This window comes from Paenibacillus nuruki (assembly GCF_001721045.1).
Lineage (GTDB): Bacteria > Bacillota > Bacilli > Paenibacillales > Paenibacillaceae > Saccharibacillus > Saccharibacillus nuruki.
In genome coordinates this window covers 1-21,908 of record NZ_MDER01000001.1, presented here as the reverse complement: position 1 = coordinate 21,908, position 21,908 = coordinate 1, and the positions used below count along the sequence as shown (strand labels likewise).

The following is a 21,908-nucleotide window of genomic DNA, read 5'->3' as shown; positions in this document are numbered from 1 at the left end:
GGAGGATTATTCTAACACTATATATAGAATAGACCGGTAGCAGCCGTTATCTGCCTCGGAGTGTCGTTTATGGGCTTTTTTATACATGGGCGAAACAAAGGTGGTACCGCGAGAGCTAAGTCCTTTCGTCCTTTGAGACGAAGGGCTTTTTTTATTGAGAATTTTAGCAAAATGACTACAAATATGGGGGTATTTACTATGGCAGATACGAATGAGAATCAAGCAACAACTTCAATGCCGACCACGTATGATCCTAAATCGGCAGAACGTAAATGGTATGATTATTGGATGGAAAATGACTTTTTCAAAGCAGGGCAACGTCCTGATGCTAAGCCGTACACCATTGTTATTCCACCTCCTAACGTAACAGGTATGCTTCATATTGGGCATGCTCTGGATTTTACATTACAAGATATTATGACACGTACCAAACGTATGCAGGGCTTCGATGCACTCTGGCTTCCTGGAGCAGACCATGCAGGGATAGCGACACAGACCAAAGTGGAGCAGAATCTACGTGCAGAGGGTATTACTCGTCATGACTTGGGCCGTGAGAAATTTGTAGAAAAAGTATGGGAATGGAAAGATAAATACGCAGCTAACATTCATGAGCAATGGGCGAAAATGGGCTTTTCTCTCGATTATTCACGTGAACGTTTTACATTGGATGAAGGTTTGTCCAAAGCCGTTCGTGAAGTGTTTGTAAAGTTGTACAACAAAGGTCTCATTTATCGTGGAAAATACATTATTAACTGGGACCCTGAAGCACGTACAGCTCTATCCGATATCGAAGTAGAATACAAAGAAGTGAACGGACACCTTTATCATTTACAATATCCACTTCAAGATGGTAGTGGACATATTGTTGTAGCAACGACTCGTCCAGAGACAATGCTTGGTGATACAGCTGTAGCAGTTCATCCCAAAGACGAACGTTACAAAGATATGATTGGCAAAATGATAGTCTTGCCAATTACCGGACGTGAAATTCCGATTATTGCTGATGATTATGTTGACCGTGAATTTGGTAGTGGTGCTGTAAAAATTACACCTGCCCATGATCCGAATGACTTCGAAATGGGACATCGTCATGATTTGCCTCAGATCGTAGTGATGGATGAGACAGGCACCATGAATGAAAATGCAGCTCAATATGAAGGCTTAGATCGTAGCGATTGCCGCAAACAAATCGTTAAAGATTTGGAAGCAGCAGGCGTATTGATTAAGATTGAAGATCATGTACACCAAGTAGGACATAGTGAGCGTACAGGTGCTGTTGTAGAACCGTATTTGTCTACTCAATGGTTCGTTAAAATGAAACCACTTGCTGATGTTGCGATTCAAGCGCAAAAACAAGGTGAAGGGGTTAACTTTGTACCGGATCGTTTTGAAAAAACATATTTGAACTGGATCGAAAATGTGCGTGACTGGTGTATCTCCCGTCAATTATGGTGGGGACATCGTATTCCAGCATGGCATTGTGATGAAACAGGCGAGATTATCGTAGCTACAGAAGATCCAAGTCATTTGCCTGAACATGCAGGTAAAACATTACGTCAAGACGAAGATGTATTGGATACTTGGTTCAGCTCTGCTTTATGGCCTTTCTCTACATTGGGATGGCCGGATGAAACCGAAGATTTGAAACGTTATTATCCGACAGATTTATTGGTAACTGGATACGATATCATTTACTTCTGGGTATCACGTATGATCTTTACAGCACTTGAATTTACAGATCAAATTCCATTCAAAGATGTATTGATGCATGGTCTAGTACGTGCAGCTGATGGACAGAAAATGTCCAAGTCATTGGGTAATGGTATTGATCCACTTGAAGTGATTGAACAGTACGGTACAGACGCGATGCGGTATATGCTTTCAACAAGCAGTACACCGGGACAAGATTTACGTTTCCGTCTCGAACGTGTAGAACAAGCACGTAACTTTGCAAATAAAATCTGGAATGCTTCCCGTTTTGTATTGATGAACATGGAAGGTTTCCGTTATGAAGATATTGACTTGAGTGGCGAACTGAGTACAGCAGATCGCTGGATTTTACATCGTATGAACGAGACTGCACGTGATATTACACGTCTAATCGATTCTTATGAATTTGGTGAAACCGGTCGCTTATTATACAACTTTATATGGGATGATCTATGTGACTGGTATATCGAGATTGCTAAGTTGTCCTTGTATGGTGAAGATGCAGTAGCGAAGAAAACAACGCAATCGGTATTGGCTTATGTATTGGATCGTACATTGCGTATGATTCATCCATTTATGCCATTTATTTCAGAAGATATCTGGCAACATTTGCCGCATGAAGGCAACACGATTACACTTGCGGCTTGGCCTGAATTTGATCCTGCTTTGGAAAATGCAACCGCACAAGAAGAAATGAACCTGTTGATGGATCTGATCCGTGCTGTTCGTAATATCCGTGCAGAAGTAAATGTACCGATGAGTAAAAAAATAGAATTGATGGTTAAAGCCAAAGATCAAAAAACACTCGATATTATCCAGTCTAACGAAGGATATATTCGTCGTTTCAGCAATACTTCTGAGTACCAGTCGGGTCTTGATCTCGCTACACCAGACAAAGCGATGACAGCGATCATTACAGGAGCAGAATTGTATTTACCACTTGCAGGATTGCTAGATATTGGTCAAGAAATCGCTCGTTTGGAAAAAGAAGTGGCTACACTGACTTCTGAAGTAGAACGTGTTGACAAAAAACTAGCTAATCAAGGATTTGTAGCCAAAGCACCTGCTAAAGTGATCGAAGAAGAACGTGCTAAACAAGCAGATTATTCGGAAAAACGTGAAAAAGTTCTTGCCCGTATTGAAGAGTTGAAAGGGTAAGGTGAAGAAGATGGAACATGGAACATCGGAGGGGCAACAAGCCCCTTTTCACACCTATGAACAAGCGGTGGAATGGATTAATGGTCTAATTCCTTTTGGTATTCGTCCGGGATTATCTCGTATTGAAGGACTTATGGAATTATTGAATAATCCTCATCGTAAGCTTAAATTTGTACATGTTGCAGGAACGAATGGTAAAGGAAGCACTTGTGCCTTTTTGACAAGTGTTTTATTGGAGTGCGGTTATGATGTAGGTACATTTACATCACCTTATATCACCAAATTCACAAATCGTTTTCAATATAACGGTGTAGATATTCCTGAAGAGACGTTATGCCGTCTAGCTAATCGTTTGTATCCTTTAGTGGAGCAAATGGCGACAACAGATCTAGGATCACCAACGATGTTTGAAGTCTCAACTGCGCTTGCGATTTTATACTATGCAGAAGAGTGTTATCCCGATGTTGTCATCTGGGAGACAGGTCTTGGCGGGCGATTAGATGTTACCAATATCGTGCATCCTATACTGTCAGTCATTACGAACGTAGGCTATGATCATACAGATATTCTAGGGGATACCTTAGAGCAGATTGCTAGTGAAAAAGCAGGCATTATTAAACCAGGCGTTCCCGTAGTCAGCAGTGTCGATCAGCCAGAAGTCATTGAAGTGCTACGTGCTAAAGCGGAAGCTTGTAAATCTACGCTTTACCTCGTTGGTGATCAATACACAGCAGAGCGTATATCGGGTGATGAAGAAGAGCAAGTTTTCCGTTATAAAGGTCTTTTTCGTGAGTTAGATATTACGATTTCGATGCAAGGAGAACATCAATGTGCTAATGCAGGTGTAGCGATGATGGCGCTGGAAATACTGCGTCAATATTCTGCTTTTGTATTAGATGATGAGCGATTGCTCGAGGGATTTAAGCATACGTTCTGGGCAGGACGGTTAGAGAAAATGCCGGGCGAGCCAACGATTGTTTTAGATGGAGCGCATAATCCTGAAGGGGCTGCTATGCTTGTCAAAAGTGTACCGCAGACGTATCATTACAAGAAGCTTCATATGCTTGTAGGAATGTTAGAAAACAAGCACCATGAGCCTGTATTTAGACATCTGTTATCTATTGCAGATACAATTATTTTGACAGAACCTGATTTTCGACGCAAAATGGATGCAGATCAATTAGCAACATTAGTAGCGAAATTACAACAAGAAATGAACAGAACAGAAGTCAATGTTATAGTGGAGCGTGACTGGCGGCAAGGTATTCAGTTGCTTCAATCACGAACAGAACGGGAAGATCTAGGGGTCGTAACCGGAACACTGTATTTAATTTCGGATGTAAGAGCGACTCTTTTGCATCAAACCGATTCTGAAAAGGGCTGGTGAGTCAGATGAATAAGACAGAACATGTACATTTTATCGGGATTGGTGGGTACGGTATGAGTGCCATCGCCCGTGTTATGCTAGAAATGGGATATAAAGTAACAGGCTCCGATATGGCAATGAGCGCGCTAGCAGCAAAATTGCAACAAAAAGGAGCAATGATTCATATAGGTCATGCAACAGAGCAAGTTCATGGTGCAGAGCTAGTTGTTTATTCTACAGCTCTATCTGATGATAATGCTGAATGGGTAGAAGCGAAGCGTCTAAATATTCCAGTTATCCATCGTTCTGAAATGTTAGCAAGATTGCTGAATGAACGTAAAGGGGTAGCTGTAGCTGGTGCTCATGGTAAAACAACCACTTCTTCGATGATCGCTCTGGTGATGGAAGAATGTGGTACAGATCCAACGTATATTATCGGTGGTGAAATTGTTAATTTAGGTACGAATGCCAAAGCAGGTAAAGGTGATTATGTCGTTGCTGAAGCCGACGAAAGCGATGGAACGTTTTTGCAATATCATCCTGCAATTGCGGTAGTAACGAATATTGAAGCTGATCACCTTGAAAATTATGATGGAGACTTTGCGAACCTTAAAGCGGCTTATGTGCAATTTTTGAGTCAATTGCAACCAGGTGGTAAAGCTATCGTCTGTGGCGATGATGAGAATATTCGTGAGATTATACCTAATATTCAAGGCACAACAATTACGTATGGTGTAGAAGAAAACAACGATTACACAGCGACCGATATTCAGCCGGGTGATCGCAAAATCTCGTTTACGATGCAATATCAAGGATCAGATCTAGGTAAGATTGAATTGTCTGTTCCGGGACTGCATAATGTATATAATGCGATGGGAACTATAATCGCCTGTTTAGAAGCGGGTATTTCATTTATAGCGATTGCAGCAGCAATCGTTCATTTCCATGGTGCCAAACGTCGTTTCCAAGTCGTTGGCGATGCGAATGATATTCTAATCGTAGATGATTATGCACATCATCCTACAGAGATCGAAGCAACAATTGTAGCGGCTCAAGCTACAGGCAAACGTGTTATTGCTGTTTTTCAACCTCAACGTTATTCACGTACATTCTTTTTGCTAGATGCATTTAGTCGTGCATTTACAGGAGCCGATGAAGTGATTATTGCTGATATTTATTCACCAGCAGGGGAAAAGCAGATTGAAGGAATTAACTCTGCGCGTCTTGTCGAATTAATTAAGCAAAACAGTAATGCTGGAGCACGCTATATTGCACAAAAAGAAGATATTATTGCAGACTTATCTACTCGTATTCAACCCGGCGATCTTGTGATCACAATGGGTGCAGGCGATATATGGAAAGTCGCAGAAGCACTGGCTACTGATTTACAAGCTACGGAGAAAATAGAGTAATTTGATCAAAAAGGCTGTCTCCGGACAGTCTTTTTAACTGGAATCATAACAAAAAGTTTGCGAAATGAAGGCGATAAGTTACAAAAAATTGTTACTTTCATTTTTGTTTGTATTGATGTAGGAATACACGTATAATGATGAAGTGTCAAATTAAAGGCAGGAGAAATAAGAATGAAAAAGAATGCAGGTATGCTTATTTTATTTTTATTGCTAGGCTGGTTTATTGGCACATGGGTGGCCACTTTACTTGAACCTGTAGCGATGGTATCTTTTCTGACTCGATCGACAACGATCGATTGGGAGCCGAGCGCTAATTTAGACATGATTCGTTATCATCTCGATATTCATTTTAAAGTGAGTTTACTTAGTTTGATCGGTATTGTTGCTAGTATTTGGGCATATCGCAAACTATAAAGATTAAATCTGACTTTTAAAAAAAGGAGAGGACCTTTCGATGAACAGAGAATCTACACGTCGCCTAATTTTGGCGTCCGCTTCTCCAAGGAGAAAGGAATTAATGACCTCTTTACAACTGGAATTTGAAGTGTTACCCAGTGATACAGATGAATCGGTACCTGAACACTGGTCACCAGAACAAATGGTCAAAGAGCTCGCACTGCGCAAAGCAGTTGCTGTCCAACATAATCATACAGCCCAAGTAACTAATGCTGTCATTATAGGAAGCGATACAATCGTTGTTTTGGATGAACGTGTATTTGGTAAGCCACGTGATGATAATGAAGCTGTAGAGATGTTAGATGCTCTACAAGGAAGAAGTCATTATGTATACACAGGTGTGGCTTGTATCGATACGTTTACAGGTGTAACTCGTGTGGAATACCGGCGAACTCTTGTACATATGAAGCCACTCACCCCTTCCAAAATTCAATCATACGTACTTAGCGGTGAACCTGCTGACAAAGCGGGGGCTTATGCTATTCAAGGTCTAGGTTCTGTGTTGATCGATAAAATAGAAGGCTGTTACTTTACAGTCGTCGGATTGCCTGTATCACTTTTGAGCGATATGTTGGAACAATTTGGTGTGCAGATTATTTGAATCTGTCGTGGAGAAGAGGAACATATTAATGGAGGCGCCACAGTACCTTTTACGTGATGTTCCGCAGGAAGAAAGACCCCGGGAACGGATGATGAATTACGGTGCAGAGGCGCTTAGTCATGCAGAATTACTAGCGATTCTACTACGCACTGGCACCAAAGATGAATCGGTAGTTCATTTGGCAAATCGCATTATGCGTCAAGTAGGCAGCATAAGGCAACTGGTTGATCTAAGCATCGAAGAATTAACAGAGATCAAAGGAATCGGCACAGCCAAAGCGATTCAGATCAAAGCAGGCATTGAACTAGGCAGACGTATCACTCGTACAGGCAAAGAAGAAGTCAAAGCTATTCGTAGCCCTCGTGATGCAGCTGATTTACTGATTGAACAATTACGTTATCTTCAAAAAGAACATTTTGTATGTCTGTTTCTGAACACGAAAAATCATATTATCTCCCAAGAAACACTGTCGATGGGTAGTTTAAATGCGTCTATTGTACATCCGCGCGAAGTTTTTCGAGCGGCGATCAAATGTAGTAGTGCATCTATTATTTTTGCACACAATCATCCAAGTGGTGATCCTACACCAAGCCCGGAAGATGTAGCATTAACCAAAAGGCTTGTAGAAGCAGGCAAAATTATCGGAATTGAAGTGCTGGATCACCTTGTGATTGGTGATATGAAATTCGTAAGTTTGAAGGAACAGGGCTTAATGTAATATAATAGTCGAGATTTAGGAAGAAAGGGAGTTAATAGTTATGTTGGGTGGCTTTTCAAAAGATTTAGGGATCGATTTAGGTACAGCAAACACGTTGGTATATGTAAGAGGTAAAGGTATTGTCGTCAGAGAACCGTCTGTTGTTGCGATTCGTACAGATACGAATACAATCGAAGCAGTAGGAGAATCAGCAAAAAAAATGATCGGTCGTACACCGGGCAATATCCGTGCGATTCGTCCGATGAAAGATGGCGTTATTGCTGATTTTGATACAACAGCTACGATGATTAAATATTTTATTCGTCAAGCGCAAAAACAACGTTCGATGTTCCCACAACATCCAAACGTTATGGTATGTGTACCATCAGGTATTACAGCTGTTGAACAACGTGCAGTCGAAGATGCTACTAAGCAAGCTGGTGCGCGTGAAGCTTATACAATCGAAGAGCCTTTTGCAGCTGCAATTGGTGCTGATCTTCCAGTATGGGAACCTACAGGTAGTATGGTTGTTGATATCGGTGGCGGTACAACAGAAGTCGCTGTTATTTCTCTTGGTGGTATTGTAACAAGTCGTTCCGTGCGTGTTGCTGGTGATGAGATGGATGAGTCTATTATTCAGTACATCAAACGTCAGTACAACTTGATGATTGGTGAACGTACATCAGAACAATTGAAAATGGAAGTGGGTTCTGCAACTCCATTTGAAAAAGTAGAAACGATGGAAATTCGTGGTCGTGACCTTGTGAGTGGTCTACCAAAAACATTAACAATCACTTCAGATGAAATTGCTGAAGCCTTGTCTGATACGGTAGCTGCTATTGTAGAAGCTGTAAAAGTAACGTTGGAGAAATGTCCTCCAGAACTTGCAGCAGATATTATGGATCGCGGTATTGTGTTAACAGGTGGCGGAGCATTACTTCGTAATCTGGATAAATTGCTTGCGGGTGAAACAGGTATGCCTGTTATTGTTGCTGAGAATCCTTTGGATTGCGTAGCAATTGGTACAGGAAAAGCATTGGAAAATATCCACCTGTTCAAATCACGCAGCAGTTCATCGCTTCGTTCAAAACGCTAATTTTCGGCCAGGTATGGTCAACCCCTACTAGGGAAAGAAAAACCGTTAATTAAGAGGGTGTTGAAACTGTTTAAGCTGCTGGGTAACAAGAAACTGTTTATCCTGCTTGTAGGACTCATTTTATTTATCGCTTTAATGGGATTTACGTTGACGAATCGTACATCTTTGTCCTGGCCTGAGAAATTCGTCCGTGATACTGTTGGTTTTGTTCAAGGTGTGTTTTACAAGCCCGCTTCTTACATGGCGGGCTTGTTTGAAGATATCGGCAACTTGAACAATTTGTATGAAGAAAACCAAGAGTTGAAGCTGACGGCTGCGCAGTACTTACTGCAACAAGCTAATTACAACAAATTAGTACAGGCCAATAAGCGGTATAAAGAAGATCTTAAATTTACACAACAGCAACTTGCTCAAAACCAATTTGATCTTCGTATTGCAAATGTAACCAGTGTGGATACAGATGCAGATACAGGAACAATTGTGATTGATCTGGGGCAAAATGATGGCGTACGTAAAGATATGCCTGTTATTTCCACAGAAGGTATGGTTGGAATCATTAGTGAGACAAGTCCGTTCCATTCAACAGTGAAGTTGTTAACGACACTTGATCCACTCGATTCGAACTCCAAAGCAATTGCTGCCACTGTAGTAGGTAAAGAAAATGAATCTTTCGGCATGATAGAAAGCTATGATAAAGCAACAGGTATGCTTACAATGACACAAATTAAAGAAAATGATCCGCTCAAAAAAGGCGATGAGATTGTTTCGTCGGGTAGTGGTGGATTATTTCCAAGTGGCATGATCATTGGTAAAGTCGTTAGTCGTCAAGTTGGTGATTTTGGATTGACCAATACAGCTACAATTCAACCAGCGGCAGATTTTAAAGACTGGAAAGAAGTATTTGTAGTGTACACCAAGGAGACTCAGGAATAATGGTACGTCGTATCGTATTGTTGCTGTTGTTATTTCTAGTATTTATCTGTGAATCAACCATCGTGCCATGGCTGATTCCAGATGTATTGCATACTAGATTGATTCCGCATTTAGCGTATATTTTGATATTGTTTGTTGCTGTTTATTATCATCGTCATACAGCACTTGTGCTTGGATTGGTGTTTGGATTATTGCATGATGTTGTATTTTATGGCGATATGATTGGTGCGTATTCGTTCTCTATGGGACTGTCTGCGTATGTATTAGGACTGTTGTTCCAATCTCCTCGAGCACCTTATCCATTGATGATGACAGTGGTATTAATCGGTAGCTTGTTACTGGATAATATGTTGTATGGACTTTATTTGGTCTTTGGTTTGACGAGAGAACCTTACAGTTGGGCATTAGGACATTATATGTTCCCTAATTTGCTGCTTCATTTTATATTTGCTTTACTGGTGTTTGTTCCTGTTCGTCGCCAACTAGAGAAGGTAGCCAAGTTGCGTAAACGGAATGCCGAAGATGAGTAAAAGTATAATATTCCCACATGCAGAGACATTCAGTTCCTGCTTAATTTGCGGATGGAGCAGGAAAATCCCGCGACTAGCACGAACTGATAGTAAGGTGGGGGTGACAGATGAATGGCTGTAAAATCATCAAGATATGTAACCATCAAAGGGATCAAAGATGGATTGGTTTTTCAATTTGATGATCAATGTGAATTTAATGACCTTGTCACAGAGCTGACGTATAAGCTGGAACATAGTCATCAAAATATTTTAACAGGCCCGCTAGTTCATATTGATATGAAATTAGGGAACCGGGAAATTACAGATGAAGAAAAAGATACATTGCTAGATATACTTAGTCAAAAAGGAAATCTGATTGTTCGTTCATTTGATTCTCCGTATGAAGAACCTGTAGAAGCACCTTTACCAGAAAAGCATATGGTCAAAACGATCAGTGGTATGATCCGTTCGGGTCAGGTACTTCATCATGAAGGCACTGTTTTGTTTCTAGGTGATGTGAATGCAGGCGGTACGATTATCAGTACAGGTGATATCTATATTTTGGGAGCACTTCGTGGAATGGCTCATGCTGGAATAGATGGCAATGAGCAAGCAGTCATTGCTGCTTCTTTTTTCTCACCTACCCAGATTCGGATCGCAGATATGATTAGTCGTCCACCGGATGAAGGTGAAAGCCGAGAATCTCATATGGAATTTGCTTACTTACAGGACGGAATTATGAAGATTGATAAAATGGCTAATATTGCCCGGCTTGGTCGGGATTTCAATGTGTTCAAAGGGGTGTAGTACATGGGAGAGGCTATTGTCGTCACTTCAGGCAAAGGCGGAGTTGGAAAGACAACCACTACTGCTAATATAGGTACCGCGCTCGCGCTTCTTGGTAAAAAAGTCTGTCTGGTGGATACAGATATTGGTCTACGTAATTTGGATGTTGTAATGGGACTTGAAAACCGTATTATTTATGATCTATGTGATGTAGCAGATGGTCGTTGTCGTCTGAATCAAGCATTAGTTAAAGATAAACGTTTTGATGAGTTGTACATGCTTCCAGCAGCGCAGACAAAAGATAAAAACTCGGTATCACCTGAACAAGTCAAAGAAATTATTTTGGAACTCAAAAAAGACTTTGACTATGTATTGATTGATTGCCCGGCAGGTATAGAGCAAGGATTCAAAAATGCGATTGCAGGTGCAGATCAAGCGATCGTTATGACCACACCTGAAAATGCTTCTGTTCGAGATGCAGATCGAGTCATTGGATTACTTGAAAATTCACATATTACAGCTCCAAAATTAGTTGTCAATCGTATTCGTCAGAGTATGGTGAAATCAGGAGATATGCTGGATATTGATGAAGTATTGCAAGTGCTTAATATCGATCTTCTAGGGGTAGTACCTGATGATGAAATGGTGATTAAAGCTGCCAATTCAGGTGAACCTACTGTGATGAATCCTGATTCCAAAGCAGCGATTGCTTATCGTAATATTGCTCGTCGTATTCTAGGAGACACAGTTCCTTTGATGCCACTGGATCAAAAGAAAAGTGCATTTACTCGCTTTAAGAAGTTTTTTGGAATGGGTTGATCGATTTTGCTTAACAAGCTAAAAAAGCTAGACTTGGGTATTATTACTTTACTCGTAATTTTTATGGTGTTTAGCACGTTGATCGTGCGCAGTGCAATTGCCCCTGATCCCAAATTTCAGGGCTATGATACGCGGACGATCATTTTCTATGTCATCGGGTTCATTGTTTTATTTGCAGTCAGTATATTTGATTATCGAATTTTATTACGCAAACACTGGTATTTATATGGATTAGGCTTACTTTCCTTATTGTTATTATATCCTTTTGGATCTGAGATTAATGGTGCCAAAAGTTGGTATGCTTTTCCAGGAGGTTTACAATTCCAACCTGCTGAAATGGTAAAAATTGTTCTGATTTTAACTATGGCTCATATGCTGAGTAAAAGAGATGGAGATCCTCTTCGTTTTCGTTCTGATCTAATACCAACGGCTTTTATTGCATTGGTACCTTTTCTGATTGTATTGGTTCAACCAGATTTAGGAAATGCTATTATCTATCTGATTATTCTGGTAGGTATGTTGTGGATCGGAAATACCAAGTATACACATGTATTGATTGGTTTAACGACAATTGTAGGTGGATTGATATTGGTTGTCGTGATGTTTACTACATTTAATACTCAGATTCATGATTATTTAGAAAGTCATAGTAAATTACATTGGTACCAGCGTATCAATACGTTTATAGATCCTGCTCAAGCTTCTGATGATGATAAGCATCAATCAAGTTATGCATTGATCGCTGTAGGATCGGGTGGATTGCTAGGCGATGGATATATGAACGGACAATTGAAAAACAATAAATTTGTGCCATATCCGTATTCAGATTCCATCTTTGTCGTTATTGGAGAAGAGTTTGGATTTATCGGAGCGTCTGTATTACTACTTCTATACTTTTTACTGATTTATAGGATGATTTTAATCGCTTTGCAGTGTTACGATCGGCGAGGTTCGTATATTATTATCGGAATTGTCAGCATGTTCGTATTTCAGATTTTTGAAAATGTGGGTATGATGATTGGTCTGATGCCAATTACAGGAATCACGTTGCCATTTATTAGTTATGGCGGTACGTCACTACTACTGAATATGTTCAGTATAGGACTTGTACTGAGTATTAAGATTTATCAAGAAAAATACGAATTGGAATAGCCGGTGCCGGAAGGTACCGGTTTTTTGCGAATACAATAGTAATCATGAAACATTTTACTTACAGATTGCGTCTAGAAATCAAGGGAATCTATAAGGTTCGTTAGAATAATGAGTAGCCTTGATGGAGAGATAGAGGTGGAACATAGAATGAAGCAAATGATCGTAAACTGTGGTGTCAAAGATACACGTATGGTACTGCTTGATAATAATAAATTAGTAGAATTTGCTTCAGAACAATCATCTGGTAGCGGAATAGCTGGAAGTTTTTATAAAGGGAAAGTAATGAATGTTCTACCGGGTATGCAAGCTGCATTCGTAGATATTGGTCAGAAAAAGAATGCTTTTCTATATATTGATGATGTTCTGCATGCGCATTTAGATAAACAACCCAAAGTGAAGCCGAGCATTGCTGATTTATTAAAGCCCGGTCAAGAAATCTTAGTGCAAGTGACCAAAGAACCTTATGCTAATAAAGGGGCACGTATTACAACGCATTATTCTTTACCAGGACGATGGATTGTATATATGCCTGAAGCTGACTATATCGCTGTATCCAAAAAGATTAGTACAGATGGAGAGCGAGCAAGATTACGTCAATTGGGTTCTCATTTAAAGCAAGGCGAAGAAGGGCTTATTTTACGTACAGTTGCTGAAGAAGAAAACGATGAAGCAATTACCAATGACCTCAATATGTTAAGACAGCACTGGCAACGTATTCGTGAATCTTTTTCACAGAAGTCAGCTCCAGCAGAGTTGCACCGTGATCTAGGTATGGTAGAACGATTAATTCGTGATGTATTTAATCCATTACAAGATCAGTTAATCATTGACAACCAAGAACGGGCGACATCGGCTATTACCTTTCTTCAAACGTTACTGCCTGCGAATGTTGATCCACCTGTATCTATTCATACGGAAAAAGAACCGATATTTCATGCGATGAATATACATGAGCAATTGCATCGAGATTTTCAACGTAAAGTATGGCTGCAAAGTGGTGGCTACATTGTATGGGATCAGACAGAAGCTTTTACTGTGATTGATGTCAATACAGGCAAATTTACTGGTGGGGTCACCCTTGAAGATACTGTGACTCAGACGAATCTTCAAGCCGCTTCTGAAATTGCCCGATTGCTTCGTTTGCGGGATACGGGTGGAATCATTATTATTGATTTTATAGATATGGATAAAGAAACGAATCGTCGCTCCGTAGTGGAGGCGCTGGAAATCATTTTACAAAGAGATCGGACCAAAACACACATTGTAGGATGGACACGATTAGGTCTTCTAGAATTGACTCGTAAAAAGGTTCGTGAAGAAATAGGTGGCTTTTCCTATGAGACGTGTACAGTATGTCAAGGAACCGGTAAAATAGCATCTTGGATAAAAGATTGATTTCTTAAAATGGCTGTGATAGAATAGTCAAGTATGTGTCTGGGTAATAAGTTTTTCACATGCTGTAACCGCTCCGATGGGGTACAAGTTCATATGTTGTATAACGTATGACACCTACATTAGGCGAGTCTGAGACATGAGGAGGTGCAATTCAAATGTACGCAATTATCGAAACAGGTGGTAAACAATACAAAGTTCAAGAGGGCGACGTATTGTTCATTGAGAAGTTGGACGCTAATGATGGCGACAGCGTAACTTTCGACCGTGTTCTAGCAGTATCTAAAGAAGATGGTTTGGTAACTGGTTTACCGTTGGTAGAAGGTGCTTCTGTAACAGCGACTGTCGAGAAACACGGCAGAGGAGCTAAGGTTGTAGTTTACAAATACAAACCTAAGAAGAACTATCACGTGAAACAAGGTCATCGTCAACCATATACAAAAGTAACTATCGGAAAAATCCAGGCATAAGAAGGTGCGGTAATTGATTATCGTACGTATCGAACGTAGACCAGATGGTACAATTGATGGTTTTTCATCCCGAGGACATGCCGGCTATGCCGATCCTGGTGAAGATATTGTCTGTGCTGCTGTTTCCGCCATTACAATCGGAACAGTGAACTCAGTTGAAGCTTTAACAGGAGTAATCATGAAATCAAAAATGAAAGACGGATTTCTAAGTGCGCGTTTACCGAAGCTTTCGGAAAATGCAAATGTCGAAAAGATTCAACTGTTACTCGAATCTATGCAGGTTATTCTTATTGGAATTGAAGATGAATATGATAAGTATATAAAAATAAAGCAAGTCACAATCTCGTAAGAAGGAGGTAGACCACATGTTAAAAATTAATTTGCAGTTATTCGCATCGAAAAAAGGTGTAGGTTCCACAAAAAACGGACGTGATTCTCACTCCAAACGTTTGGGAGCAAAACGTGCTGATGGACAATTCGTAACTGGTGGTAATATTTTGTTCCGTCAACGCGGTACAAAAATTCACCCAGGAACAAATGTAGGCATCGGTAAAGACGATACACTATTTGCAAAAGTGGACGGCGTTGTTAAATTCGAACGTTGGGGCCGCGACCGTAAAAAAGTGAGCGTCTACCCGGTTGACGTTGCACCAGTAGCAGCAGCAATCGAAAATTAATCATAAACCTGATAGGTTAGATTAGATAAGCCTCCGGTACTTGATGTGCCGGGGGCTTATTATATTTGCATATAAGTTGGACGTTAACGTAATTTTTAGTATAATAATGTCATAAAATTCTGCGCAATATGTTATACTTGTTCTTGGTTAAAAAGCCATTGAAAGAATGGAGAGAGACCATGAAGCAATCCAATCAAGTACCCACGTTGTTACTTATTTCTATTATCATCCCATTAATTATTGCTTATTGGACGCAATCTTGGATTGCTTATATCGTGCTCGGCGTATGGATTGTTGCTGTGTATGCCAAAGGTGTGCAGTATACACGTGATTTTTATGAGAAGCGTGAGCAAGTGCAACTCGGAGAATACCATAATGGACAATCTAAAATGGCTGTAAAAAAGAAACAGTATCAAGCAGAACATCAAAAACAGCGTGCAGAAATTGATCAAGCGTATACACAATTGGATGAAGTCTATGCAGTAGCAGTTGATGCTCTAAGTCATCATCGGCATGATTGGATGAACGAACTTCAATTATTGTATGGTTATGTTCAATTAGGCAAGCGTGATAAGCAAGTAGAATGTGTAGAACGAATTAAAGAGCAAATGCTAGCAGAGAGTCGCGTTTCCAAACTGGGTATCCATTCCCTTGTTTTTTATTTACAATCTTTTAAAGCAGTGAACCGTTCGATTCAATTAGAAGTCGAATTAAGTGACGGAATCACGCTTGCAGATCGATTGGGAACGGAACAGAGTGAGGAATTGACCCGAGTCATCAAAGAGACGGTCTCTGCGTATGAGCAATTTGGTGGATCGTCCTGGGGTGAGTGCCCCACACTATTTCTGATGGTTAGCGAATATGAAGGAGCAGTTCATTTTATATTTGAACCGGAAGAAGAGTATCCTAATCCCGATGGAGCATGGGAAGCTGTGAACTTGATCATTCAAGATACAGGAGTTACAGCAACTCGAACGGAAGAAGATCCGGCCTCCATTTCCCTGCAAGTGTTAGTGGATTCTAAAAATTAGAGGTGTAATCATGTTTGTAGATAAAGCGAAGATTTATGTAAAAGGCGGTGACGGTGGAGATGGTATTATCTCTTTCCGTCGTGAAAAATATGTGCCTAACGGCGGACCTGCGGGTGGCGACGGTGGACGTGGCGGAGATGTTATTTTCCGTGTAGACGAAGGTTTGCGGACATTAATGGATTTCCGGTACCAACGTCACTTTAAAGGTGAACGTGGCGTTAAAGGTCGTAACAAAAGTCAGCATGGTGCGAATGCAGAACATACCGTTGTTCGTATCCCTCCAGGCACAGTGATTGTGAATGATGATAATGGCGAAGTGATCGCTGATTTGACTCGTCATGGTCAAGAGATCGTTATTGCTAAAGGTGGACGTGGTGGACGTGGTAATGTGCGTTTTGCCACGGCTGCAAATACAGCTCCTCAGATTGCTGAAAATGGGGAAGAAGGACAAGAACGTTATATCGTCCTTGAACTGAAAGTGATGGCTGATGTTGGGCTAGTAGGATTCCCGAGTGTAGGTAAATCGACTCTTCTATCGGTAGTATCTGCTGCTCAACCCAAAATCGGTGCATACCATTTTACAACAATCACGCCTAACTTGGGTGTAGTTGATGTAGGAGATGGACGTAGTTTTGTTATGGCTGATTTACCTGGATTGATCGAAGGGGCACATGAAGGCATAGGGCTAGGACATGAGTTCTTGCGTCATGTTGAACGTACCCGCGTGATTATTCATGTAGTGGATATGTCCGGTTCAGAAGGACGCGATCCTTTTGACGACTGGCAGAAAATTAATGAAGAACTAAAACTATACAATGCAGAGCTAGAACATCGTTTACAAATTATTGCTGCAAATAAAATGGACGATCCACAAGCTCAAGAAAACTTAGAAGAGTTCTCTAAAAAAGTACGTGAAGTTCGTTCAGATATTGAAATTCTTCCTATTTCTGCACTGACTCGTGATGGCATTCAAGAGATGCTTTACAAAACAGTCGACATGTTGGATAAATTGCCAGATGCTGTGGCTGTAGAAGAAGTAGAACAGATTGCTGAACGTAAAGTGTATACTTTAGAAAAGAAAGAAGACGATGGCTTTATTATTCGTCGCGAGAACGATACTTTTGTTGTGGAAAGTACTAAGATTGAGAACATGATGAAACGGATGCAGTTGAACTCTCATGATTCTATTCTCAAATTAGGACGTACACTTCGTCATATGGGTGTCGATAGTGAACTACGTAAACGTGGAGCTAAAGATGGTACGCTTGTACGTATTGGCGAACTTGAATTTGAATTTGTTGAAGGTAGTAGCTACTTCTAAGCACATTCTATATCAAAATAAAAAGACCGAACATAGATCATGATGTTCGGTCTTTTTGCTGTTCAGAATATAGTCAAAATCTTCTTTTTTAGCAATATAGTTGCCTAACACCAAAGGTTACTTTATAATGTCCACTATATGAATACATGAGTCTTTGAGGAGAGGACGTTATGAAAGAACGCTATTATTTAGTACGGGAAGATATTTTACCTGAAGCAGTGATCAAAACGATGCGTGTAAAAGAGTTACTCGCTGCTGGAGAAACACGGACAATTAATGAAGCTGTTGAAAAAGTAGGTTTAAGCCGGAGTGCTTTTTATAAATACAAAGATGGAATTCATCCGCTTAACCGTTTGGAAAAAGATCAGATTATTACGATCTCATTTGATTTAGAACATCGTTCAGGTATTTTATCACATGTGCTTGGTCTGATGGCTGAGTATGGTGGAAATGTTTTGACGATTCATCAGAGTATTCCTCTTCAAGGTCGAGCGAATGTAGTATTGTCTGTAGAGATATCTCGTTTAACTGAAGATTTAGAGACGATGGTTGAAGCAATGGAAAATGTATCAGGTGTCAAACAAATTCGTATTACCGGTCAAGGATAATCTTATTAGTGAATACACTTTAATCTAAAAGCAATATAGGATAAGCTACAATAAAATAAATATCCTATACTCAAAGCTTGCTAATGAATAGTTCCAGGAGGGAAACAACATATGAAATCAGTAAAAGTAGGATTGCTTGGGCTCGGTACAGTAGGCACAGGAGTAGTACGTATCGTAGAAGGAAATCAAGAAGATTTGAGCAGTCAGGTTGGATCTCCTATTATGATCAGTAAAGTAGCTGTGAAAAATATAGATAAGCTACGTAATATTGAAATCGATCCGTCCAAGCTTACTGAAGATCCGTGGGAAGTTATTCGTGATCCTGAGATTGATGTGATTGTAGAAGTCATGGGTGGTATTGAACAGACCAAAGAATATATATTAGAAGCGCTCAATCTAGGTAAACATATTGTTACTGCTAATAAAGATTTAATGGCACTACATGGCTCAGAGATCTTAGCTAAAGCACAGGAAAAAGAGTGCGATGTTTTCTATGAAGCAAGTGTAGCAGGGGGCATTCCGATTATTCGTACATTGATCGAAGGATTCTCTTCAGATCGAATTCTTAAGATCATGGGTATCGTAAATGGAACAACCAATTATATTTTAACGAAAATGAGTCAAGAAGGTGCTTCTTATGAAGATGTTCTCAAAGAAGCTCAAGAATTAGGATATGCAGAATCGGATCCGACAGGCGATGTTGAAGGTTTGGATGCTGCTCGCAAAATGGCAATTCTCAGTACCCTGGGATTCCGTACAAATGTTGATTTAAGCGATGTAAGTGTTAAAGGGATTTCTTCTGTTACCAAAGACGATATTACTTATGCTAAAAATCTAGGTTATGAAATGAAGCTAATTGGTATTGCAGAGCGTCAAGATGAGCATATTACAATCAGTGTACAGCCAACTATGATCAAGCAGTCTCATCCAATCGCTTCTGTAAATGGTGTCTTTAATGCTGTAGTGGTACATGGTGAATCTGTAGGGGAAACAATGTTCTATGGTGCAGGTGCAGGAGAATTACCAACAGCAACCTCGATTGTAGCTGATCTGATCGCTGTGATCAAAAATCTTAAACTAGGTGTAAACGGGCTTAAAGCGATTGTTCCTTATAAGACGAAGAAGATACAAAGCGATGAGCAAATCTTTTACAAAAACTTTATCTTACTTCATGTAGATGACAAAGCAGGGGTATTGGCTCGAATCACACAGATTTTTGCAGAGTACGATGTGAGTCTAGCTTCTGTAGTTCAACAACCGAATGAGCATAACCCGGATGCAGAGATCATTATTATCACTCATAAAGCAAGCAAAGCGAATATGGATAAAGTACTTAAACATTTTGAACAGTTGGATGTTATTCAACGAATCAAAAGTGTATATCGCGTAGAAGATATTTAATTGACTACCGATCGTTGAATACATTTGAGTAAGGAGTCATTTATGATGATAGAGCAAGATCAACAAGAACAATGGCACAACCATACCGTTCGTATAGCTGTACCCGCAAGCACTGCTAATTTGGGCCCTGGATTTGATACTTTAGGAATGGCAGTTAATCTGTACTCTTGGATCGAAATGAAAGTAGCTACAGAAACCAAGATCACACTATTAGGTGATGAACTTTACGGTATTCCTACAGACAAAACCAATTTGATCTACAAAATGGCACAATTGGTGTTTCAAAAAGCACAAGTCACTATTCCAGATTTAGAAATTACAATGTATTCTGATATTCCACTTACCCGTGGATTAGGCAGTAGTGCGTCTGCTTTTGTAGGCGGGTTATGTGCAGCTAATGCATTAATCGGTTTCCCTTTAACAGATAAAGATATTTTAAATATATCGACTGCTATTGAGAAACATCCTGATAATGTGGCTGCTTCCTTATATGGAGGGATAGTCGTAGCAACATGGGATGGACAAGAAGCTAATTGTATTCAGATCACTCCACCAGAGGATTTAGAAACTTTAGTAGTCATCCCGGACTTTCAACTCTCGACTTCCAAAGCTCGTGAAGTTTTGCCTAGCCAATTATCTGTAGCTGATGCTATTTTTAACATCAGTCGTAGTTCATTATTAGTAGCTGCTTTATCATTAGGACAATTAGAAATGATCAAAACAGGGATGCAGGATCGACTTCATCAACCTTACCGTGCTTCTCTTGTACCCGGTATGCAACAGATTTTAGAACAAGCCACAGAGCAAGGTGCATTAGGGATAGCACTGAGTGGAGCAGGGCCAACTATGATTGCTTTTGTAGATCGTCATTCACAACAAAAAGAACAATTGGAACATTATCTTGTAGATACAATGAAAGCTCAAGATATTACTGCACAGGCAATGTGGCTTAAGCCTGTCAAAGAAGGTGTCATATACTATGATGATACCGAATCTCATTCATTCATGGATGTAATCAAAGGAGAAGTACGTTTATGATTCGTATAGCTGCTTTACCATCTGGGTCTGTTTCACACGAAGCACTTCTTCATCTATTAGGCGATCAAGAAATTGAGATCACACATCATAAGCTAATAGCCGATGTATTTCTTTCAACAGCTGAAGGCAAAACAGATTATAGTGTGATCCCTATTGAAAATACAATTGAAGGTTCTGTAAGTCTGCATATGGATTGGCTTGTTCATGAAGTGGATATTCCAATGCAAGCAGAATGGGTGTATCCATCTATTCAGAATTTGATTGGTAATCGCTCGGAATTTGGCAATGAAAAGAACGAGCTTGATTACAGTGGAGTACAGAAAGTCTTATCACACCCTGTAGCAATGGCACAATGTCTTCATTTTATCCGAAAAGAAATGCCTCATGCAGAATTAGAACATGTAGGTAGTACAGCAGAAGCAGTAGAGATGGTTAGCAAAAATGCAGGTAAAGGTTGGACTGCAATTGGTACTTCTTTGGGAGCACTTCGATATAATCTTGATATACTAGCAGATCGAGTAACTGATCATGATAACAACTACACACGATTTGTGTTGATTGGTCCTCAGCCTATTCAGATCGCTCGAGCAGAAGATCATACCAAAACCAGTATCTTAGTTACTTTATCTGAAGACTTTGCCGGCGCACTGCATCAAGTATTAGCAACCTTCTCCTGGAGAAAGCTCAATCTATCTCGTATCGAATCTCGTCCAACCAAAAAGAAGCTAGGGAGCTATTATTTCTATTTGGATGTATTGGCGCCTCAAGATTCAATTCTGTTAACCGCGGCACTGGAAGAGATCACAGCTTTGGGTTGTCAGGTAAGAATACTAGGTTCTTATCCTTGCTTTGAATACAATGTAGTATCCAAATAGCATGAAGTAATCATAAAGCAGTAGCATACCTTAAGGTATCGATTTAACCTTTAAGGTATGCTATTTTAACTTTTTGAAAATAAATCTAAAATAATGCTTGCTAAATAAATTCAGCCATGATATATTATAAAAGTTGTCACGAACGAACGACAACATCCACAAAATATCATACGAAAACAACTTGAAAAAACACTTCAAAAAAAGTGCTTGCCAAGTGGTTGGAAACATGATATGATATAAAAGTTGTCACCGAGAAACACAGACAACGAAAAACGAAATGTTTGATCTTTGAAAACTGAACAACGAGTGAGTAATGAAGGTCTTAGCCGACCTTTAAAAAATAGAGAACTTCGGTTCTCGCCAGTTTAAGATTGAGCACGTCAAACACTTTATGGAGAGT

22 protein-coding genes and 2 other annotated features (1 of these 24 running past the window's edge) are annotated in these 21,908 nt (G+C 40.0%); all 22 genes read left to right on the top strand.

What is annotated here, in order from left to right:
- Positions 1 to 136, top strand: a binding site (T-box leader) (it extends 125 nt beyond the left edge of the window).
- A gap of 62 nt (positions 137 to 198) precedes the next feature.
- The 22 genes from PTI45_RS00110 (at position 199) to pheA (ending at position 21,508) form a co-directional block, all read left to right on the top strand.
- Positions 199 to 2,868, top strand: a complete 2,670-nt coding sequence (locus tag PTI45_RS00110; RefSeq protein ID WP_069325518.1) for a valine--tRNA ligase — start codon at positions 199 to 201, stop codon at positions 2,866 to 2,868.
- A 10-nt stretch (positions 2,869 to 2,878) separates the two neighbouring features.
- Positions 2,879 to 4,255 carry a bifunctional folylpolyglutamate synthase/dihydrofolate synthase gene (locus tag PTI45_RS00105; protein ID WP_069325517.1) on the top strand — a complete coding sequence of 459 codons (1,377 nt, stop codon included), beginning with the start codon at positions 2,879 to 2,881 and terminating at the stop codon, positions 4,253 to 4,255.
- Positions 4,256 to 4,260: 5 nt separating this feature from the next.
- Positions 4,261 to 5,646 (top strand): UDP-N-acetylmuramate--L-alanine ligase, encoded by a 1,386-nt coding sequence (murC, locus tag PTI45_RS00100; protein WP_069325516.1) that lies wholly within the window; start codon positions 4,261 to 4,263, stop codon positions 5,644 to 5,646.
- A gap of 171 nt (positions 5,647 to 5,817) precedes the next feature.
- Complete coding sequence (locus PTI45_RS00095; protein ID WP_069325515.1) at positions 5,818 to 6,060, top strand: DUF4321 domain-containing protein; 243 nt, start codon at positions 5,818 to 5,820, stop codon at positions 6,058 to 6,060.
- Between the two features lie 40 nt (positions 6,061 to 6,100).
- Entirely contained in the window at positions 6,101 to 6,703 is a 603-nt protein-coding gene (locus PTI45_RS00090) for a Maf family protein (protein ID WP_069325514.1), read from the top strand.
- 28 nt (positions 6,704 to 6,731) lie between these two features.
- Positions 6,732 to 7,421 carry a RadC family protein gene (gene radC / locus PTI45_RS00085; RefSeq protein WP_069325513.1) on the top strand — a complete coding sequence of 230 codons (690 nt, stop codon included), beginning with the start codon at positions 6,732 to 6,734 and terminating at the stop codon, positions 7,419 to 7,421.
- Positions 7,422 to 7,461: 40 nt separating this feature from the next.
- The gene (locus PTI45_RS00080; protein ID WP_069325512.1) at positions 7,462 to 8,496 is read left to right on the top strand and encodes a rod shape-determining protein; all 1,035 of its coding nucleotides are present in this window, start codon (positions 7,462 to 7,464) and stop codon (positions 8,494 to 8,496) included.
- 57 nt (positions 8,497 to 8,553) lie between these two features.
- Positions 8,554 to 9,429: a rod shape-determining protein MreC gene (gene mreC, locus PTI45_RS00075; RefSeq protein WP_069325511.1), complete on the top strand. Its 876-nt coding sequence runs from the start codon at positions 8,554 to 8,556 to the stop codon at positions 9,427 to 9,429.
- Positions 9,429 to 9,959, top strand: a complete 531-nt coding sequence (gene mreD / locus PTI45_RS00070) for a rod shape-determining protein MreD (RefSeq protein ID WP_069325510.1) — start codon at positions 9,429 to 9,431, stop codon at positions 9,957 to 9,959. Before mreC ends, mreD begins: the two co-directional genes overlap by 1 nt.
- Positions 9,960 to 10,070: 111 nt before the next feature.
- Entirely contained in the window at positions 10,071 to 10,745 is a 675-nt protein-coding gene (gene minC / locus PTI45_RS00065) for a septum site-determining protein MinC (RefSeq protein ID WP_069325509.1), read from the top strand.
- 3 nt (positions 10,746 to 10,748) lie between these two features.
- Positions 10,749 to 11,543 carry a septum site-determining protein MinD gene (gene minD / locus PTI45_RS00060; protein ID WP_069325508.1) on the top strand — a complete coding sequence of 265 codons (795 nt, stop codon included), beginning with the start codon at positions 10,749 to 10,751 and terminating at the stop codon, positions 11,541 to 11,543.
- 6 nt (positions 11,544 to 11,549) lie between these two features.
- Positions 11,550 to 12,695 (top strand): FtsW/RodA/SpoVE family cell cycle protein, encoded by a 1,146-nt coding sequence (locus tag PTI45_RS00055; protein WP_069325507.1) that lies wholly within the window; start codon positions 11,550 to 11,552, stop codon positions 12,693 to 12,695.
- A gap of 147 nt (positions 12,696 to 12,842) precedes the next feature.
- Positions 12,843 to 14,090, top strand: a complete 1,248-nt coding sequence (locus PTI45_RS00050) for an Rne/Rng family ribonuclease (RefSeq protein ID WP_069325506.1) — start codon at positions 12,843 to 12,845, stop codon at positions 14,088 to 14,090.
- A gap of 56 nt (positions 14,091 to 14,146) precedes the next feature.
- Positions 14,147 to 14,231: a sequence feature (ribosomal protein L21 leader region), on the top strand.
- Between the two features lie 14 nt (positions 14,232 to 14,245).
- Positions 14,246 to 14,557 (top strand): 50S ribosomal protein L21, encoded by a 312-nt coding sequence (rplU, locus tag PTI45_RS00045; protein ID WP_069325505.1) that lies wholly within the window; start codon positions 14,246 to 14,248, stop codon positions 14,555 to 14,557.
- 13 nt (positions 14,558 to 14,570) lie between these two features.
- Positions 14,571 to 14,906, top strand: a complete 336-nt coding sequence (locus PTI45_RS00040; protein ID WP_069325504.1) for a ribosomal-processing cysteine protease Prp — start codon at positions 14,571 to 14,573, stop codon at positions 14,904 to 14,906.
- Between the two features lie 16 nt (positions 14,907 to 14,922).
- A complete protein-coding gene (gene rpmA / locus PTI45_RS00035; protein WP_069325503.1) occupies positions 14,923 to 15,234 on the top strand; it encodes a 50S ribosomal protein L27 in 312 nt (103 codons plus the stop codon).
- A 179-nt stretch (positions 15,235 to 15,413) separates the two neighbouring features.
- On the top strand, positions 15,414 to 16,265 hold the full coding sequence (locus tag PTI45_RS00030) for a Spo0B domain-containing protein (RefSeq protein WP_069325502.1): 852 nt from the start codon (positions 15,414 to 15,416) through the stop codon (positions 16,263 to 16,265).
- Positions 16,266 to 16,275: 10 nt separating this feature from the next.
- Positions 16,276 to 17,586 (top strand): GTPase ObgE, encoded by a 1,311-nt coding sequence (gene obgE / locus PTI45_RS00025; protein ID WP_069325501.1) that lies wholly within the window; start codon positions 16,276 to 16,278, stop codon positions 17,584 to 17,586.
- A 170-nt stretch (positions 17,587 to 17,756) separates the two neighbouring features.
- On the top strand, positions 17,757 to 18,194 hold the full coding sequence (locus PTI45_RS00020; RefSeq protein ID WP_069325500.1) for an ACT domain-containing protein: 438 nt from the start codon (positions 17,757 to 17,759) through the stop codon (positions 18,192 to 18,194).
- A gap of 111 nt (positions 18,195 to 18,305) precedes the next feature.
- On the top strand, positions 18,306 to 19,595 hold the full coding sequence (locus tag PTI45_RS00015) for a homoserine dehydrogenase (RefSeq protein ID WP_069325499.1): 1,290 nt from the start codon (positions 18,306 to 18,308) through the stop codon (positions 19,593 to 19,595).
- Between the two features lie 42 nt (positions 19,596 to 19,637).
- The gene (gene thrB, locus PTI45_RS00010) at positions 19,638 to 20,633 is read left to right on the top strand and encodes a homoserine kinase (protein ID WP_069325498.1); all 996 of its coding nucleotides are present in this window, start codon (positions 19,638 to 19,640) and stop codon (positions 20,631 to 20,633) included.
- Positions 20,630 to 21,508: a prephenate dehydratase gene (gene pheA, locus PTI45_RS00005; protein WP_069325497.1), complete on the top strand. Its 879-nt coding sequence runs from the start codon at positions 20,630 to 20,632 to the stop codon at positions 21,506 to 21,508. The genes thrB and pheA overlap by 4 nt, the downstream gene beginning before the upstream one ends.
- Positions 21,509 to 21,908 lie beyond the last annotated feature (400 nt).

What these genes read in the sequence shown, in the direction of transcription:
- PTI45_RS00110 (WP_069325518.1), top strand. Translation starts at nt 199, where the DNA reads ATGGCAGATACGAATGAGAATCAAGCAACAACTTCAATGCCGACCACG.
- PTI45_RS00105 (WP_069325517.1), top strand. Translation starts at nt 2,879, where the DNA reads ATGGAACATGGAACATCGGAGGGGCAACAAGCCCCTTTTCACACCTAT.
- murC (WP_069325516.1), top strand. Translation starts at nt 4,261, where the DNA reads ATGAATAAGACAGAACATGTACATTTTATCGGGATTGGTGGGTACGGT.
- PTI45_RS00095 (WP_069325515.1), top strand. Translation starts at nt 5,818, where the DNA reads ATGAAAAAGAATGCAGGTATGCTTATTTTATTTTTATTGCTAGGCTGG.
- PTI45_RS00090 (WP_069325514.1), top strand. Translation starts at nt 6,101, where the DNA reads ATGAACAGAGAATCTACACGTCGCCTAATTTTGGCGTCCGCTTCTCCA.
- radC (WP_069325513.1), top strand. Translation starts at nt 6,732, where the DNA reads ATGGAGGCGCCACAGTACCTTTTACGTGATGTTCCGCAGGAAGAAAGA.
- PTI45_RS00080 (WP_069325512.1), top strand. Translation starts at nt 7,462, where the DNA reads ATGTTGGGTGGCTTTTCAAAAGATTTAGGGATCGATTTAGGTACAGCA.
- mreD (WP_069325510.1), top strand. Translation starts at nt 9,429, where the DNA reads ATGGTACGTCGTATCGTATTGTTGCTGTTGTTATTTCTAGTATTTATC.
- minC (WP_069325509.1), top strand. Translation starts at nt 10,071, where the DNA reads ATGGCTGTAAAATCATCAAGATATGTAACCATCAAAGGGATCAAAGAT.
- minD (WP_069325508.1), top strand. Translation starts at nt 10,749, where the DNA reads ATGGGAGAGGCTATTGTCGTCACTTCAGGCAAAGGCGGAGTTGGAAAG.
- PTI45_RS00050 (WP_069325506.1), top strand. Translation starts at nt 12,843, where the DNA reads ATGAAGCAAATGATCGTAAACTGTGGTGTCAAAGATACACGTATGGTA.
- rplU (WP_069325505.1), top strand. Translation starts at nt 14,246, where the DNA reads ATGTACGCAATTATCGAAACAGGTGGTAAACAATACAAAGTTCAAGAG.
- rpmA (WP_069325503.1), top strand. Translation starts at nt 14,923, where the DNA reads ATGTTAAAAATTAATTTGCAGTTATTCGCATCGAAAAAAGGTGTAGGT.
- PTI45_RS00030 (WP_069325502.1), top strand. Translation starts at nt 15,414, where the DNA reads ATGAAGCAATCCAATCAAGTACCCACGTTGTTACTTATTTCTATTATC.
- obgE (WP_069325501.1), top strand. Translation starts at nt 16,276, where the DNA reads ATGTTTGTAGATAAAGCGAAGATTTATGTAAAAGGCGGTGACGGTGGA.
- PTI45_RS00020 (WP_069325500.1), top strand. Translation starts at nt 17,757, where the DNA reads ATGAAAGAACGCTATTATTTAGTACGGGAAGATATTTTACCTGAAGCA.
- PTI45_RS00015 (WP_069325499.1), top strand. Translation starts at nt 18,306, where the DNA reads ATGAAATCAGTAAAAGTAGGATTGCTTGGGCTCGGTACAGTAGGCACA.
- thrB (WP_069325498.1), top strand. Translation starts at nt 19,638, where the DNA reads ATGATGATAGAGCAAGATCAACAAGAACAATGGCACAACCATACCGTT.
- pheA (WP_069325497.1), top strand. Translation starts at nt 20,630, where the DNA reads ATGATTCGTATAGCTGCTTTACCATCTGGGTCTGTTTCACACGAAGCA.